This window comes from Polaromonas sp. UBA4122, assembly GCA_002381615.1.
Classification (GTDB): Bacteria; Pseudomonadota; Gammaproteobacteria; order Burkholderiales; family Burkholderiaceae_C; genus Polaromonas.
In genome coordinates this window covers 1-215 of record DFWY01000111.1, presented here as the reverse complement: position 1 = coordinate 215, position 215 = coordinate 1, and the positions used below count along the sequence as shown (strand labels likewise).

Sequence of the window (215 nt, the reverse complement as noted above, 5' to 3'; positions counted from 1 at the left end):
GAACAGGTCAGCGTAGAAGCGAATGTTCTCGTCCACCGTCAGATCCTCGTAGAGACCGAAACGCTGTGGCATGTAACTGACATGGCGTTTGGCCTGCTCCGGCTGCGCCAGCACGTCAATGCCGTCGATGACGATACTCCCCGCGTCGGGTCGCATGACGCTTGCGAGCACACGCAGGGTGGTAGTCTTGCCAGCGCCATCCGGTCCCACCACTG

General features: G+C 60.9%; 1 protein-coding gene. It reads right to left on the bottom strand.

Annotated elements, in window-relative coordinates; genetic code table 11:
- The coding region (locus B3F77_RS14745; RefSeq protein ID WP_293605686.1) for an ATP-binding cassette domain-containing protein at window positions 1–215 on the bottom strand (215 nt) is incomplete at both ends.